Source organism: Desulfosporosinus orientis DSM 765, from assembly GCF_000235605.1.
In the GTDB taxonomy this organism is placed as follows: Bacteria; Bacillota; Desulfitobacteriia; order Desulfitobacteriales; family Desulfitobacteriaceae; genus Desulfosporosinus; species Desulfosporosinus orientis.
The window spans coordinates 3,031,263-3,046,193 of record NC_016584.1; the positions used below are offsets into that span (position 1 = coordinate 3,031,263).

Below are 14,931 nucleotides of genomic sequence, written 5' to 3' on the forward strand. Positions count from 1 at the left end.
AAGATGTCAGAGCATACAACAGATATGGTTACAGATCTTATTACCTTGGATATTATTAAAGATTCACTGCAAGCCATAGGTGAAGAAATGTTCTATTCGGTAGCGAGAACGTCCAAAAGTCCCATTATTTACGAAGTTCTGGACTTTGCCTCCGGGCTGACGGATGAGAAAGGACGCCTGCTGACCCAGGGAAATGGCGTTGCAGGTTTTTTGGGCATGCTTTCTTCCATGGTTAAGGAAGTTATTGAAAAATATACTTCCAAGGGCAATATTAAGGAAGGCGACATTATTATGATCAACGACCCTTATAGGGGCGGCGGTTCGCACCTGCAAGACGTCGGTCTGGTCATTCCCGTTTATATTGACGGGGAGATTTTTTGCTACTGTGCCAACAAATGTCACTGGTCAGAATTAGGCGGCAAGGACCCCGGCTATTCCGTGGATTCCAGTGAAATTTACCAGGAAGGTCTCCAGTTTCCCTGCATTAAACTCTTCAATGGAGGGGTTATCAACGAGGCTGTTATTGAAATCATCCGCAGCAACGTCCGTTTGCCGGACATGTCCATCGGGGATATGTGGGCACAGGTTTCAGGTCTGCGCACAGGCGAAAAGCGCATCCGGGAACTTTGCAACAAATACGGCAAGCAGACGGTCAAGGATGCTATTGAGCGCCTGCTAAAAAACAGCGCAGAATACTCTCGCAGCAGGGTGGCAGCTATCCCGGACGGCGTCTACACCGCCAGCGGCTTTATGGACCGGGATGTGCTGGGCAACGGACCCTTTTCGATCCGGACGGCCGTAACCATCAAGGGCAACCGGATGATAGTTGATTTCACGGGCAGCGCGCTCCAGACCTCCGGGCCCATTAATTTAAGCCGCACCGGTTTGATATCGGCTATGCGCAGTATTTTCCTGGCCTGCACCGGTCCCGAACAGGATATCAATGACGGTGTCTTCGAGCCATTGGAGATTATTGCCGAGGAAGGCAGCATTTTCAGTGCCCAAAGACCGGCAGCAGTATCCTGTTATTATGAATCCATGCAGTTTGCCCTGGATTTGGTTTGGCAAGCCATGGCTCCGGTGGTGGAAAAGGGCAGGCTGACCGCAGGGCATTTCCTCACTGTCGGCGCCTATTCACTCTCCGGTACCCATTCCGTGACAGGAGATCCCTTTGTGGATGTCGGGCCAACTTTGGGCGGCTGGGGCGCCGGCGTCGATCGGGATGGCGACAGCGCCCAGTTCTGCACCGGCGATGGAGAAACCTACAACATCCCAGCTGAAGTACTGGAGGCCAAGTTTGGCTATCGGGTCACGGAATACAGCCTGAACACCAACAATGCCGGTGCAGGGGAATACCGGGGAGGCTACGGCATTATTCTCGGCCATCAGGCCTTAAACGATAACGTTTATTTTTCGGGAACCTACGGGCGCTTTGATTATCCGGCCTGGGGCTACAACGGAGGACAGGACGGTTCTCCCAACGGCTTTGATTTCATCCGCAGGGACGGCTCTTATGAGCCTCAGGCCGGCACAGGCTCAAAAATCCTGCTGCACAAGGGGGATATCGTCCGGATGGTCACCGGTACTGGCGGCGGCTACGGCAATCCCTTGCAGCGTCCGCCAGAAATGGTAGCCCTGGATGTAAAAAACGGCTATATCACCGTTAAAGACGCAGAGGAAATCTACGGGGTATTGGTAGATGAGACGGGCAATACCCTTCAGGGTGTTACCGAAGCGAGAAAGGCCTTGGTCATTTAGGAGTTTAGCTTTCGAAGAAAATGTCATCAGGCCCGTCCTAAATTGAAAGGCGCCTTTCAATTTAGGACGGGCATTTTATATGGGGGGAGGAGTATGGGTGGACGAGTATAAAGTAACTGCCTTTTGTCAGAAATTATGCGATCAAGTCACAGTGATCAAAGGGTATATTGAACTCAATGAAGACAAAAGCAAAATGCAATTCTCAACAGAGTTAAGGCGAGAAATTGATGAGATGATAACCTCAATTAAAGCATCCATTGATGAAATCAAAGGGCAATTCCCTTCGCTTTAAGTTTGAAGCGCCAACAAGCTAAAAGCCCCATTGCCCAAATACGCCTCCTCGACCTAAAAGATTTGCTTTCTTCGTATACACTGTGTCAAATTGTTCTTAACATCCTGAAGAGTGTTATCGCCATGCCAGTCCCACTTTGAAACGCGCGTTTCAAAGTGGGACTGGCAGTTTTAACACATTAGCCTTTGCTTTTTTCAGGCAATGCCTTGGTTATTTGCTTATAAAAGGGCATTGCATGAGAAGTGAAAATAACAATCTCATGTTATGCTTGTTATACGGAGGTGTTAAAAAAATATGCACGCATGGGAAGCAATACAAAAATCAGTCGATTATATCGAAACACACACAACAGAAGAAATCAGCATTGAAACCCTTGCCGGTATTGCCGGCTTATCGCCCTATTATTTTCAAAGATTATTTAAGCGGCTTGTCAAAAAAACAGTGTTTGAATATGTTCGATTACGGAGATTAGCTCAATCTGCACAGGCTTTGAAAGATAATAAGAGAATTGCAGATGTTGCCGCAGAATACGGATTTTCAAGTCACGCAAATTTTACCAGAGCATTTAAGGAGGCTTATAATATCACGCCGGAAGAATACCGCAGAAAATCAATTCCCCTTAATCAGGTGAATAAGCCGGATTTACAACTTAACTATATTTTGGTAGACGAAAATGTCCCCTTAATTACTGATGGGATTGTTATAGAAATCACACGAAGAAAACTGGATAAGCCAGAAACATATCACGGTTTAACAGCACAAATATCAATATCCAATCAAATACCGGTGGGTGAAACGACAGGCATTGACACTCCATTTATATTGTGGGAGCGTTTTCATAAAATGAAGCCGGAAATAAAAGGCCTTTCTCCTAATGGGGTTGAAATTGGCGCCTCTATGATGGGAAATATGAAAAACGGCACTTTCACCTATTTTGCGGGTGCGTCCGCCATTGGCGAAACACCTGTTAGTGATCCCTTGACAGCTTGGGTATTGCCTGCAGCCGAATATATTGTTTGTTCTCTTGAAACTGAAAACTTTACAGAACTTATAACGGCTGCTCTTGATAAAGCTATGAAATATCTCTTTGGCACATGGCTCCCCAAGCACAAATTAACGACACAACCATTTTCGGCGGAAAAATATTATAGACCAACTTCTGATGGTGCCTATATGGAAATATGGGTAATACCTGTTCCTATAGAAAGTGAACAGATTTCGAATTGACATCTAACGATATGATATTAAATTCAGATGATGGCCATAAGTTTTGAGTGTTAGAAGTAACAGTCAAAACTTATGGCCATCATCATTTATTTATCGGGTATACGCCAGCCATCTGTAACTTATTCAAAAAATCCTTACCAAATCCGATGAATTTACTTGGTTACAGATCTAAATCTTTTTCAAAATATAGTTCTTATGCTATTGACAATATTGCGAATTTTAAATATGCTTAGGTAAATCACATAAACACGTGTACACCAGTAAGATCTGAAGCTATTGAACGGAATTGATTATCTGTAAATTGACAGGTGTACACATGTGTACCAGAAAGAGGAAAAGGAGGATTGATATGGTCGTCGTTGGAGAATTAATAAACACCAGTCGAAAAGTGATTCGAGAAGCAGTAGAGAAGAGAGACACTGACTACATTCAACAAATTGCCAAAGCTCAAGGAGAAGCGGGTGCCCATTACTTAGACATTAACTGCGGTACAATGGTAGGCGAAGAAGCTGCAATTATGGAATGGCTCGTCAATACAGTTCAGGAGGTTAGCAACCTGCCTTTGTGTATCGACAGCCCCAGTACCGCAGCCTTGGTAGCCGGCTTAGAGCTTGCTAAAGCACCTAACCCCATGATCAACTCCATAACCGCTGAAGAAAAGCGGTTTCAAAATGTCCTGCCCTTAATCAAAAAGTATAAGGCCAAAATAGTAGCACTCTGTATTGAGGATGCCGGTATGCCGGAAACAGCAAAAGACCGGCTGCGGATAGCACAGTATTTGGTTACAAAATTGGAGACTGAGGGAATTTCTCAGGGAGATATTTATCTTGATCCATTGATTAAGCCAATCAGTGCCGGAGATACCTATGGCCGGGAAGTATTAGAGAGCATCAGGCTTATTAAAGAGGTATTTCCTGAGGTCCATTTCATGTGCGGGCTAAGTAATGTTTCCTATAGCCTGCCCAACAGGGCTCTTGTTAACCGGCTGTTTATGGTGCAGACCATGGCTATGGGAATGGATGGTTATATTCTAGACCCTACCAACAAAGACATGATGGGTGCTTTGTATATCGCCACAGCTCTAACCGGTCAGGATAAATACTGCAGGGGATATTTAAAAGCCCACCGCAAAGGCCTGTATAGTTAGGAACAGGTTGCTGCTCGTCTATTAATGGAAAATCAGGTTACTCGCCTGTAATTGCTTAGATAAAAAGGAGGAGAAAGAAACTATGTATGAGGAAATTTCCAAAGCCCTTGCGGAATTAGAAGAGGATGCATTATTAGATGGGGTTAAAAATTTATATGGCCAAGGGGTTCCTGTTTTTGATATCCTGGCGGCTCTCCAAAAAGGAATGGAGGAAGTGGGCCGGAAGTTTGAAGCGAAGGACTACTTTCTTTCCGAGCTGATCATGTCGGCAGACGTCTTCAAGGAGGCTACTGGTCTTTTAGGGGATGCCTTTGCCAATACTGCTTCAGAAACATTGGGAACAGTGGTCATGGGAACGGTCAAAGAGGACATTCATGATATCGGTAAAGATATCGTGGTTACCATCTTAAAGTGCAACGGCTTTAATGTCATTGACCTGGGAGTGGATGTCCCTTATGAAAAGTTTGTGGAGGCCATCAAGGAACATAATCCTCAAATTGTTGGTTTATCCTGTCTTTTGACCTCCGCATTTGATAACATGAAAGGAACGATAGCGGCCATTGAAGAGGCAGGTCTCAGGGAAGGCCGGACCATCTTAATTGGCGGCGGGCCAACTGACGAAAAAGTTAAGGACTTTGTGAGAGCCGACGGCGTTTGCAAGAACGCCCAGGAAGCTGTTGAAACTTGCAAAACGATTGTGGGGGGGAATTAAGAATGGATTCTCAAGTGCTATTGGCAGAACGAAAAGCCCGAATTGCCAAGGCGGTTGCTCTTGAAGAAACGGACCGCACACCAGTCATCCTGGAGATGGCTGCCTTTACCGCTCGGGTAGAAAAAATCCCCATGGCAAAATGGGGGAGCGATAGTTTTATCTCAGCTCAAGCAATGATTAATACCTTTAAAAAAGTCGGCGGAGCCGACGGCGTCGATTATGGCAGTCTGTTCCCGCCATTGCTTTCATTAATATGGCTAAGTAAGGTCAAATTAGCGGGCAAAGAGCTTCCTGAGGATTCCCTATGGCAAGTATCCGAAGCTGAGTTAATGACCAAGGACGACTATGACAGAATTATTACGGAAGGCTACCCCAACTGGATGATAAGTTTTTTCCATGAAAAAATAGGCGCTGATGTGTTTCAGCAAATTATGGCTGAAATGCAGAAGGGACCAGAAATCATGGAAATGTGGAAAAATAAAGGAATTCCTGTCATGAGTGGCGGCACTGCCTCCGTACCTTTTGAATATTATTGCGGTGCACGCTCCTTTGCAAAATTTGTTCGTGATCTATACAAGATTCCGGATAAAGTACAAGCCGCAATGGATGCTGCCCTACCCTATATGACTCCGCAAACGATCCAAGGGACCAAAGAGTTAGGCTGTGACTATATGTGGATCGGCGGCTGGCGCTCAGCCGGTTCCATGCTTTCCCAGCCCCTCTGGGATCGCTTCGTCTTCCCTTATTTTGAAAAAGTCATTACGGAAACCATCGAGGCCGGTTTGATTCCTATTCTTCATTTCGATTCTGATTGGACCAGAGATTTAGAACGGTTTAAGATTTTCCCTAAAGGCAAGTGCATTTTGGAATTAGATGGGATGACGGACATCTTTAAAGCTAAGGAAATTCTGGGGGATACTATGTGTATTATGGGAGACGTACCGGCATCCATGTTTACCTTAGGAACTCCCGATGAAGTTTATAAGTACAGCCGCAAGTTAATTGAGGAGATAGGACCGCAAGGGTTCATCCTTCACTCAGGCTGCGACATTCCCATTGATGCAAAATTGGAAAACGTACAGGCCATGGTCGCTGCTGCTACAGGAAAATAGCACGGCCGTAGCGGATGGAGAGTGGAAAATGAGAGAACCGGTCATCTGGGAAATCCCCTTACCCGAGATAACCTTAAATGAAGTGTTTCAAGCAGAAGGGGCGGATTATAGCCGGCGTCCCCCTCAGCCCCGGACTGTGAAATTACACCAGCGGATGATCGATGAGGCGGCAGGTTTAGTGCGGCCAACGGCAATCTGGGTTGAGGTTGATGTGACTGGCACAGGTGTAGGGGAACTTTTTCTGGAGGACGGCTATAAGTTTTCCAGCAGCCTCTTGCCCAAAGCAGCCGGAACAGCCGACAAGATGCTCTTAATCGCAATAACCATCGGAACTGCCATTGAAGACCGGATCACAGAGTATAAGGAAGCAGGGAAAATATCTGAAACATTTACTTTAGATGCCTGTGCCACAGTCTACGTAGCTAAGGCTGGTATGACGGCTATGAATCGGCTGGAAGAGACTTACCATCGTGAAGGCTTGAAAACAACCTTTCCAATGGGGCCGGGTCACTCCTATTGGCAAGGCTTGGATGATATGCAGGTTATCTTTCACTTTCTTAAAGCAGAACAAATCGGACTTCATCTCAACGACTCAAACTTAATAATACCGCGTAAGTCCGTGGCCATGGTAATGGGAGCAGGCACTGATCTGCCCGATTTCCAGGGGAAAACTCATTGCGACTTCTGCAGCCTGCAGACAACTTGCCCGCTGAGTAAGGCTTCTTGTCGTATTGACAGTCAAAATCTTAGGGAACTATAATAGATGTGTATACAAGTGGGTGAAAAAATGGCAGCGAGAACGGGCGGGAAAACGGTAACCATTTACATCAATAATACCCCAGCCTGGGAAGTACCGGCTCATGAAACCCTCCTAAGTTCACTGACTGAGGCGGGAATGATACTGGAAGCGAGCTGCGGTGGCCAGAGTTCCTGCGGGAAATGCAGAATTAAGCTGCTCAGCGGGCAGGTAGTGGACCGGTTGGGAAATCCTGCTGAACCTATGGATGATGGCAGGCACCTGGCTTGTCAGGTATATCCGGCGGAGGATTTAGTCCTTGAAAGACCGGTCCCGGCCCAGGTCAGCAGTAAAGGGGAAATAGGGGATCAGTTTTTAGAAGATTTTGATTTATCCCCGCCTGTTAAAAAGAATCTGCTCAGGCCTGTTTATCCTACCTTAGAGCATAACTACTCTCTTCAGGAAATGATCCAGCAGGGAATCCGCGCTATTGAAGACAGAGAGGAGGATCTCTCAATTGCAATCAGTGCTTTGCAGGATTTGGCCCGGATAGCGCCTGAAAAGCCTGACGAGATTACCCTCCTGCGCACTTCTGACCAAATCATAGCCTTTGAGGCCGGAGATACCCTGGCGTCACTCTATGGAGTGGCCTTTGACATAGGCAGTACCACGGTTGCAGGGATGTTGGTGGATTTAAATAATGGCAAAATCCTTGCTGCGGCAGCAGAAACCAACCCTCAAGCTGCCTATGGTGCGGATGTAATTTCCAGAATCAAAGCAGCCCGAACTGAAGCCGGTTTAAACACTTTGACGTCGGCGATCAGAAATTGCCTCAATGATATCTTAGAAAAACTATGTGCAACTGAGGGGATTTCCAACCAAGATATCTATTGGGCCACAGCAGCGGGCAATTCAACCATGGAACACCTCTTAATGGGTGTCTCACCTGAATATCTTACCATCAGCCCTTATGTTCCGGTATTTAAGGATCTACCCCTGCTGCCCCCCAAGGTTATTGACTTAGCAATTAATCCCGGCGGCAGAATCCGCTTATTACCCAATATCGCCAGCTTCGTGGGAGCAGATACTGTAGCCGCAATCCTGGGCGTCGATCAGGATCTTACTTCCAAGCTGACCTTACTCATTGATCTGGGAACCAACGGCGAAATAGTCCTGGGAAATAAGGATAAAATCCTCGTCTCTTCCACAGCAGCCGGTCCCGCCTTTGAAGGTGCTCAATTAAGCTCAGGGATGCGGGCGGCCAATGGGGCGATTGATCAAGTTACCATAACCGATGATGTTTACGTGCACACCATAAAGGATGAGCCAGCCAGGGGAATTTGCGGTTCAGGGGTTATTGAGGGTATTGCCGGATTATTAAAAGCAGGAGTGATCACAGCTTCCGGCCGGTTTATCAGCAAGGAACGGCTGGCCCTCTGGCCTAATAAACTTGGCAAGAGGCTTAAAGTAGAAAATGGCCAAAAGGAATTTGTCCTGGTACCGGCGCAACACAGCGCAACAGGAAGGGATATCTCCATTACTCAAGGAGATATCCGGGAGATTCAATTAGTGAAGTCATCGATCTTTACAGGTGTCGAAATCCTCATGGAGAATTACGGGATCACCTTTGCAGAAATTGAGGAGGTCCTGATTGCCGGGGCCTTCGGCAATCACCTGGATTTAGGCAGTGCCTTAGGGATTGGCCTGGTACCTTCAGCTTTACGGGGGAAAGTCATCCCCGTCGGCAATGCAGCGGGAACCGGTGCTGTTAAGGCGCTGTTATCAGAACCTATCCGGGAACGCTGCCGTTCCATCGTAAATAAAGCCCTGTTTATTGAGCTGGCCAATCACCCAGGGTTTCAGAAAAAATTTATTAACAACTTATCCTTTCCGGAGGGGAGCTAATGAAAACGAACAGAGACTTTATGCCGGTCTATTATCAACTGGCCGATGATTTAAAACAGCAAATTGAAGCCGGGGAATTAAAACCAGGGGATGCTGTGCCATCGGAATCCCAGTTGGTTAATGACTACGGTATCAGCAGGGTAACCGTAAGACGAGGGCTGGCCATCTTATTGGAAGCGGGGTTGATTGAGACAATCAAAGGAATTGGCAATTTCGTGGCCAAACCTAAGTTGAATCAGGTTACCTTGACCTTTCAGGAGAATGACCCTCTTAACGAAAACAGCTTTATATATCAGCTGCTGGAAGTAAAACGGATTAGTGCTGATGAGATTATCGCCGGCAAGCTGGGTGTTGGCGAAGGGACAAAGGTCTTTCTGATCCGGCGGCTGATTAATAGCGATGACGGCCCTGTAGGGGTTGATATGAAGTATCTGCCTTATATAAAGGGACAGCCGATACTGGAAAATGAAATTGAGTATGCCGATTTCCCGGCGATTGTCGCCAAACATACGAATGTGACCATCCACAAAATTGAAATGAGCATTGCAGCGGCACCCTTGAATGATGAAGAAGGGGAACTGCTCAAAACCCTGGCCGGGCATCCTGCCTTATGCATCCACCGGGCTTTTTACGCTAAGGACGGCAGGACTTTAGGTTTTTCCAAGACAATTTACAGGGGAGAAGCCTTTGAATTAAGTGCCGTTTCTTATCCATACTCTGCAAAGGTGTGATTAGATGGTTGTTAAAAACAATGTTGAGGAATTTAAAGCAAGGCGGTTTTTGACCTATGCTATGGGGAAATTGGATGAAGACACTGTGCTCAACCTTGTCCAACAAGGACTGGAACAAGGTGTGGATTCTTTTCAGCTGATTGAAGAAGCCCGAGCCGGAATGGAAAAGGTCGGCGAGCTCTACGATGAGGGCAAGTATTTCCTCTGTGATTTAATCGTGGGAGCCGATATCTTTACAGGGGTCATCAATTTAGTTTTAAAATCAACCAACGTCGAGCCTGTGAAGGATGCTCCCCCCGTCATCATCGGGACAGTCAGCGGGGATATTCATGATATTGGCAAAAACATTATGATTTCTGTCCTGAAAAGTAAAGGTTGTCAGGTCTATGACTTAGGTGTGGACGTACCTAAAGAAGCTTTTTTAGAAGCAGTAAAGAAGACCGGCAGCACAGTGCTTTGCCTTTCAGGACTGATAACCACAGCCTACGAGTCTATGAAAAAGATTGTAGATTCATTAGAAAAAGAAGGTCTGAGGTCCAAGGTTTCCGTAGTGATCGGCGGCTTAGTTAATGAAGCGGTCAAAAATTATACCGGTGCTGACTACTGGGTAACGGATTGTGCCAAGGGCTCGGATCTCTGTATGCAGATAATCCACGCTCACAGCGGCAGGCAAGGCCTTGCTTGTTTATACTAGTCAGAAAGTATAACTTTTCGTTGCATACTGCAAGATGGCTAATACGCACGAAGACAGTGCTGCAAGAAGGTTTAACCCGTGCGAAGACAGTGTCTTCGTCGTCTGAAGCATAAGTGCAACTATGGCGACCGCCTGCGCCTGAAAGGCTGCAAGAAGTCCTAATTCGTGCAAAGACAGTGCCTTTGGGCGCTAGCCAAGTTTTCTAATAGGAAAGGAATAACTGAGTTGGGTACAATCATTGTGGCTTGTCAGACTATCAGGGATGAAGTAAATCTGGCAATATCTGAAACCGGTGTTAATTACCCGGTACTTTGGATCGAATCCGGGCTGCATAATTTTCCGGATCGCCTGGGCTGTAAAATCCAAGAAAAAATTAATGAAATCGAGAATGTAGAAACTATTCTCTTAGCCTTTGGTAATTGCGGGAATTGCTTATTAGGCATAAAATCACCCCTGGCTCAATTAATTATTCCCAGGGTAGATGACTGCATCTCTCTTTTGCTCGGCTCTTATGAACGCAGGCAGAACCTTTTTAAAGAAGTTGGGACTTATTTTTTAACCAAGGGATGGTTAGAAAGCGAACAGAATCTTATTTCTGAATATGAACGCTGTGTCAGGAGGTACGGGAAAGATAAAGCACTGCGGGTTATGAAGATGATGCTTAACAATTATCATCGTTTGATGGTCATTGATACTCAAGCCTATCAATTTGAGGGTATTCTTGTTAAAACAAAGAGTTTTGCAGACACCTTAGGGCTGAGTCATGAGGAAATCCACGGATCCCTCAGGCTTTTGAAGAAACTTTTCCTGGGTCCCTGGGATGAAGAGTTTGCGATTATTCCACCAGGGGAAGAAGTAAGCTTAAAGCATATCTTCATTAACAACGTAGAGACCCCCAAGCAAAATCAAGCCTTGTTTAGTTATTCTTAAGGAGAAGCGTCATGAATATTTTACTTTTTGGCGGGTTCTTAGGATCGGGAAAAACTTCAATCATCTTGCAGGCGGCGAAGCATCTTGTCCACACTGCCGAAGCTAGAAGTCCGGCAGGACAGTCGGAGAACGGAAAACCCTCCCTGGTAATCATTGAAAATGAAGTAGGAGAAATGGGTATTGACGATAAAATTCTCAAAGCGGAAGGACTAAGTGTCCGGGAGCTTTTTGCCGGTTGTATCTGCTGCACCCTGAATGCGGAACTTACCAAATCTCTTAATGAAATCCGGGAAGAATTGTCTCCCCAATGGGTGATCATTGAGACCACAGGGATGGCCTTCCCTGATAAGATCGTGAAAACCCTCGCTAAGTATGGCAAAGGTATTGACAGTCTAAAAACCATTGTGGTGGCCGATGCTGAGCGATGGGATGAACTTTCTACAATCATGCCGGGGTTAATCGAGGGACAAATGGTTAAAGCAGACGCCATCCTCTTGAACAAGATCGATTGTTTGGAACCTGAGCAGGTTCGCGAGGTAGAAGAAAGCGTTAGGAGGATAAATTCTTCAGCACTTTTCTACGCTGTATCCGCGCATCATGGAGTTGATCCGCAAATCTGGCATGAGGCGGTGGTTGAAAAGTGAGTGAACAACGGAACTCGAAAAATCAAACTGACCCGGCTATCTTTTCGGAAACACATGCTTTGGTTTTTCCGGAAATGGTTACCTCAGAGAAAATTCAACAAGCTCTCACACTATGGGTCGAAGAGATTAGAGATTGGGCAAATGGCGATGGCTATTTGGTTGGACAATCTTCACCGTCGCCGGCGGAAGCACGTTCACCATGACGCTGCCCTCGCCAAGAGCGGACCTGACACATGCGGAGGTTGAACAGGTCATGGATCTCCTTATCGAAAATAATATTTTTGATCTTTCCGACGGCGACCTCGTCGCCAAACGGGATGCAAAAATTATAGAAACAGTGACTGAGGATATTTTCGACCCGCCTGTCGCTTAAATTGTTTTGATATCGGCGCAAACCCGGTAAAAGCCCAGTCCATACCCCGAATTGAATAAGCCAAACCGAAAAATGGCGGCCGGATGAAAGCATCTTCAACCGGCCGCCATTCCTGTAGTCTGCTGTTTCTTCCGGGTTTCCGCTGGCAAGCCCGCACCTTCTTAAGCCTGGGCACATATTGTGTAGAAAGTAACCAGGAAGGATTGATGCACGGATGACTCCTGCGACGGAACGCACCCCGCGGATTATTGCGGATGAAATAAACATAATCAACCATCGCACCGGAACGACTCTGCTGACTAACGCCATTGAGATTGGAGGGCGCCTGAAAGAAGCCAAGGCCCTGGTCAGGCACGGGGAATGGGGCAAATGGCTGGCTAAGTCGGTCCGTTATTCCCAGCGCTCAGCCGGGCGGCTGATTCAGCTTTATGAAGCCTATGGCACCTCCCCTGGCCTTGAATCCGATCCAAATTGGCCGGCGCTGTCTAATTTAACCTACACCAACGCCCTCATCCTCCTTGACGTCCCGGAAGAACTGCGCGCGGACTTTATCGCACACAACGATGCCGGGAACATGTCTTCCCGCGAGCTTAAGCGGGCCGTCGAGGCTGCCGGGGCTGACGGAGACGGGAAGCGCGCCCCGTCTTTGCAAAAAATAGACCAGGCCCTGCAGAAGATAGACGACCTGGAAAAAGCGCTGAACACCATGATCGCTAAAATTAGCGACCTTACCGACCAGGTCCGGAGCCTGGAGCAGCAGGTGGAAGAGGTAACGTCAAAATTCCGGGCAGGACAGACGAGAGCCGTGGGGAAAGAGGCGAATTCGGATAAGAGCCAAAAAGAAGCGCCGGCGGCCGCCCAAAGCGTCCAAACTGCGCGCCCCCCCATACCCGCCGCAGGCGCTAAATTCCCCCAAGCCTCCGAAACGGCGGAACACGCTGCCCCGGAAGCAGCGCCCGCCAAAGCTCGCTCCGCCGGCCCGCGCTTCTCTGCTCCCGTGCTCGTCGCGTCCGATTTCACAGTTCCCGAGTTTCCCAATTTTACGGTCTCCGGACTTGAAAATGCCGATCCCGAATACTATACCAGGCAAGCCGAATCTCTGTTTAAATTTCACCGAGGCAATATTCACCGCTCTTTTGACCAGCTCAAGCTGTTGTTGACCGTGCTGACCACGAAGGATAAGGAGATGAAGGAGAGACTGCGCAAGCAGCTCAAATCCTTCCTTGAGAACATGGCCAAGATCATAAGCCGATGGCCTCCGGCGATTAAAATGACTTAAACGGGACCCCAGACAAAAAATAGCCCCTTGAAGACTTTTTAGGAAAGGCTTCAAGGGGCTGTGAAAAAGAATAGTATCCCTTTTCCAGATAGCCAATCAGCGCCATAAGCATAAGCGGCTTGAGTGGCTGCAATACTGAGTGGATTATCGAAGTTATAATGACGTTCCTTCCAGATACTTCTTAAATCACTATTTGGAATGATAATATTGGACATCATGAATCCGGCCATGTTAAAGGTTTTGCTTGGGGCCATACAAGTAATGAGCTTGTCGTACTCAGGATACAATTTGGCCAGAGGGGTATGCACCATGCCTACTCTTAGAAGGTCGCAGTGAATTTCATCAAAAATAATCCACAGATTGTGGTGTAAGGTAGAAGCGGTGAATGAAGGTTGATGTGGGGAAGTATAGGAGTTTACACTTGACTTGTGCGCAATAATGATATATTTTATATAAAACGAACGTTCAATATAAAGGAGATCAAAATGCCTAAACTTGGAATGGAAGAAATACGTAAAGATCAGGTCATAAAAGCTACAGAAAGGTGTATAGTGGAAAAAGGTTATTCAAATATGTCCGTTAAGGATATTTCGGCAATGGCTAAGGTCAGTACAGGAATTATATACCATTATTTCAAAAATAAAGAGGATCTGCTTCTCCAGGTTCTTAAGGAATCCTTCCGGAAGTCCCACGAACAAGTAATGGAAACTGTAGAACCATTAAGAACCTTCGATGAAAAACTTATGAAGCACATTGAAAATATAAATAGGGTGCCCGTAGATAACCCTGATTTTTATGCCGTGATGCTTAATTTTCTGGGTCAGACAATAAATAATCCGGAAATAAATGGGATTATCGCAAAGTTTTTTGGAAACCTCAGGTCGTATATCTCCCAATATATTCAGGACGGTATTGAAGTGGGCCGCTTACAACCGGAAAAGGCTAAGCATCTATCCGCACTGACTGTTGCACTCGGAATGGGTATAGGCATGCAGTGGATAGTTGATCCTGAGTCATTTGATATAGTGGATATTGAAGAAAGCTATAAAGAAATGATCGAGTCCTATATTTTGCTGAAAGAGTAAGGGAATTATCACTACAATGCCTGTTGAGGCGGATTATGAGCACCCTGAAATAGGCTCTCTGGTTAAAAAGTACATGCAGGGTAAAGTAGGCACCTTAGTCGAAGAACGTTATCGCATACTGCAATTGATTCAGGATATAACTGCTTCAAGGTTGACGGGATATTTAATCGGAAGTTTACTATATGCCGGTGGCACCCCCGAAACTAATAGAGTCGAGGTCTTTCGAAATTACAACCTGGCAGAAAGTAAAGAAAATGCCAAAGTACTGGCTAAAATTAAGCCGGATCCGTATTGAGGAGTATGTCT

18 protein-coding genes are annotated in these 14,931 nt (G+C 46.4%); 17 read left to right on the forward strand and 1 reads right to left on the reverse strand.

Annotation, left to right across the window (positions count from 1 at the left end):
- The first annotated feature begins 3 nt into the window (after positions 1-3).
- From DESOR_RS14170 to DESOR_RS14240, 15 genes are all read left to right on the forward strand, one after another.
- Positions 4-1,758 (forward strand): hydantoinase B/oxoprolinase family protein, encoded by a 1,755-nt coding sequence (locus DESOR_RS14170; RefSeq protein WP_014185276.1) that lies wholly within the window; start codon positions 4-6, stop codon positions 1,756-1,758.
- A gap of 97 nt (positions 1,759-1,855) precedes the next feature.
- Positions 1,856-2,050 (forward strand): hypothetical protein, encoded by a 195-nt coding sequence (locus tag DESOR_RS14175; RefSeq protein WP_148265275.1) that lies wholly within the window; start codon positions 1,856-1,858, stop codon positions 2,048-2,050.
- Positions 2,051-2,344: 294 nt separating this feature from the next.
- On the forward strand, positions 2,345-3,277 hold the full coding sequence (locus tag DESOR_RS14180) for an AraC family transcriptional regulator (protein WP_014185278.1): 933 nt from the start codon (positions 2,345-2,347) through the stop codon (positions 3,275-3,277).
- A 349-nt stretch (positions 3,278-3,626) separates the two neighbouring features.
- Positions 3,627-4,424, forward strand: coding sequence for a methyltetrahydrofolate cobalamin methyltransferase (locus DESOR_RS14185; RefSeq protein WP_014185279.1), 798 nt, complete (start codon positions 3,627-3,629; stop codon positions 4,422-4,424).
- 82 nt (positions 4,425-4,506) lie between these two features.
- A complete protein-coding gene (locus tag DESOR_RS14190; RefSeq protein WP_014185280.1) occupies positions 4,507-5,136 on the forward strand; it encodes a cobalamin B12-binding domain-containing protein in 630 nt (209 codons plus the stop codon).
- A 2-nt stretch (positions 5,137-5,138) separates the two neighbouring features.
- Positions 5,139-6,248, forward strand: a complete 1,110-nt coding sequence (locus tag DESOR_RS14195; protein ID WP_014185281.1) for a uroporphyrinogen decarboxylase family protein — start codon at positions 5,139-5,141, stop codon at positions 6,246-6,248.
- Between the two features lie 28 nt (positions 6,249-6,276).
- Entirely contained in the window at positions 6,277-7,008 is a 732-nt protein-coding gene (locus DESOR_RS14200) for a vitamin B12 dependent methionine synthase (RefSeq protein ID WP_014185282.1), read from the forward strand.
- Between the two features lie 27 nt (positions 7,009-7,035).
- A complete protein-coding gene (locus DESOR_RS14205) occupies positions 7,036-8,889 on the forward strand; it encodes an ASKHA domain-containing protein (RefSeq protein ID WP_158309038.1) in 1,854 nt (617 codons plus the stop codon).
- On the forward strand, positions 8,889-9,620 hold the full coding sequence (locus DESOR_RS14210; RefSeq protein ID WP_014185284.1) for a GntR family transcriptional regulator: 732 nt from the start codon (positions 8,889-8,891) through the stop codon (positions 9,618-9,620). The genes DESOR_RS14205 and DESOR_RS14210 overlap by 1 nt, the downstream gene beginning before the upstream one ends.
- 4 nt (positions 9,621-9,624) lie before the next feature.
- Positions 9,625-10,314 (forward strand): cobalamin B12-binding domain-containing protein, encoded by a 690-nt coding sequence (locus DESOR_RS14215; protein WP_014185285.1) that lies wholly within the window; start codon positions 9,625-9,627, stop codon positions 10,312-10,314.
- A 225-nt stretch (positions 10,315-10,539) separates the two neighbouring features.
- Positions 10,540-11,244 carry a DUF1638 domain-containing protein gene (locus DESOR_RS14220; protein WP_014185286.1) on the forward strand — a complete coding sequence of 235 codons (705 nt, stop codon included), beginning with the start codon at positions 10,540-10,542 and terminating at the stop codon, positions 11,242-11,244.
- Between the two features lie 11 nt (positions 11,245-11,255).
- Positions 11,256-11,888 carry a GTP-binding protein gene (locus tag DESOR_RS14225; RefSeq protein WP_014185287.1) on the forward strand — a complete coding sequence of 211 codons (633 nt, stop codon included), beginning with the start codon at positions 11,256-11,258 and terminating at the stop codon, positions 11,886-11,888.
- The gene (locus tag DESOR_RS29590; RefSeq protein WP_014185288.1) at positions 11,885-12,091 is read left to right on the forward strand and encodes a hypothetical protein; all 207 of its coding nucleotides are present in this window, start codon (positions 11,885-11,887) and stop codon (positions 12,089-12,091) included. The genes DESOR_RS14225 and DESOR_RS29590 overlap by 4 nt, the downstream gene beginning before the upstream one ends.
- On the forward strand, positions 12,088-12,261 hold the full coding sequence (locus DESOR_RS14235) for a DUF2922 domain-containing protein (protein WP_242832322.1): 174 nt from the start codon (positions 12,088-12,090) through the stop codon (positions 12,259-12,261). The genes DESOR_RS29590 and DESOR_RS14235 overlap by 4 nt, the downstream gene beginning before the upstream one ends.
- Positions 12,262-12,475: 214 nt before the next feature.
- Positions 12,476-13,540, forward strand: coding sequence for a DUF3102 domain-containing protein (locus tag DESOR_RS14240; protein ID WP_014185290.1), 1,065 nt, complete (start codon positions 12,476-12,478; stop codon positions 13,538-13,540).
- A 50-nt stretch (positions 13,541-13,590) separates the two neighbouring features.
- Here DESOR_RS14240 and DESOR_RS31010 read toward each other — a convergent pair whose 3' ends face one another.
- Positions 13,591-13,851: a hypothetical protein gene (locus DESOR_RS31010; RefSeq protein ID WP_242832323.1), complete on the reverse strand. Its 261-nt coding sequence runs from the start codon at positions 13,849-13,851 to the stop codon at positions 13,591-13,593.
- A gap of 174 nt (positions 13,852-14,025) precedes the next feature.
- On the opposite strand from DESOR_RS31010, the gene DESOR_RS14250 reads away from it, so the two are divergent.
- Positions 14,026-14,625, forward strand: coding sequence for a TetR/AcrR family transcriptional regulator (locus DESOR_RS14250; RefSeq protein WP_014185291.1), 600 nt, complete (start codon positions 14,026-14,028; stop codon positions 14,623-14,625).
- A gap of 7 nt (positions 14,626-14,632) precedes the next feature.
- Positions 14,633-14,920, forward strand: coding sequence for a 4-hydroxyphenylacetate 3-hydroxylase C-terminal domain-containing protein (locus DESOR_RS14255; protein WP_282434418.1), 288 nt, complete (start codon positions 14,633-14,635; stop codon positions 14,918-14,920).
- The last annotated feature ends 11 nt before the right edge of the window (positions 14,921-14,931 follow it).

Bases quoted from the DNA above. Each gene is read 5' to 3' on its own strand.
- DESOR_RS14170 (WP_014185276.1), top strand. From the start codon at position 4: ATGTCAGAGCATACAACAGATATGGTTACAGATCTTATTACCTTGGAT.
- DESOR_RS14180 (WP_014185278.1), top strand. From the start codon at position 2,345: ATGCACGCATGGGAAGCAATACAAAAATCAGTCGATTATATCGAAACA.
- DESOR_RS14185 (WP_014185279.1), top strand. From the start codon at position 3,627: ATGGTCGTCGTTGGAGAATTAATAAACACCAGTCGAAAAGTGATTCGA.
- DESOR_RS14190 (WP_014185280.1), top strand. From the start codon at position 4,507: ATGTATGAGGAAATTTCCAAAGCCCTTGCGGAATTAGAAGAGGATGCA.
- DESOR_RS14195 (WP_014185281.1), top strand. From the start codon at position 5,139: ATGGATTCTCAAGTGCTATTGGCAGAACGAAAAGCCCGAATTGCCAAG.
- DESOR_RS14200 (WP_014185282.1), top strand. From the start codon at position 6,277: ATGAGAGAACCGGTCATCTGGGAAATCCCCTTACCCGAGATAACCTTA.
- DESOR_RS14205 (WP_158309038.1), top strand. From the start codon at position 7,036: ATGGCAGCGAGAACGGGCGGGAAAACGGTAACCATTTACATCAATAAT.
- DESOR_RS14210 (WP_014185284.1), top strand. From the start codon at position 8,889: ATGAAAACGAACAGAGACTTTATGCCGGTCTATTATCAACTGGCCGAT.
- DESOR_RS14215 (WP_014185285.1), top strand. From the start codon at position 9,625: ATGGTTGTTAAAAACAATGTTGAGGAATTTAAAGCAAGGCGGTTTTTG.
- DESOR_RS14225 (WP_014185287.1), top strand. From the start codon at position 11,256: ATGAATATTTTACTTTTTGGCGGGTTCTTAGGATCGGGAAAAACTTCA.
- DESOR_RS14235 (WP_242832322.1), top strand. From the start codon at position 12,088: ATGACGCTGCCCTCGCCAAGAGCGGACCTGACACATGCGGAGGTTGAA.
- DESOR_RS14240 (WP_014185290.1), top strand. From the start codon at position 12,476: ATGACTCCTGCGACGGAACGCACCCCGCGGATTATTGCGGATGAAATA.
- DESOR_RS31010 (WP_242832323.1), bottom strand. From the start codon at position 13,851: ATGGTGCATACCCCTCTGGCCAAATTGTATCCTGAGTACGACAAGCTC.
- DESOR_RS14250 (WP_014185291.1), top strand. From the start codon at position 14,026: ATGCCTAAACTTGGAATGGAAGAAATACGTAAAGATCAGGTCATAAAA.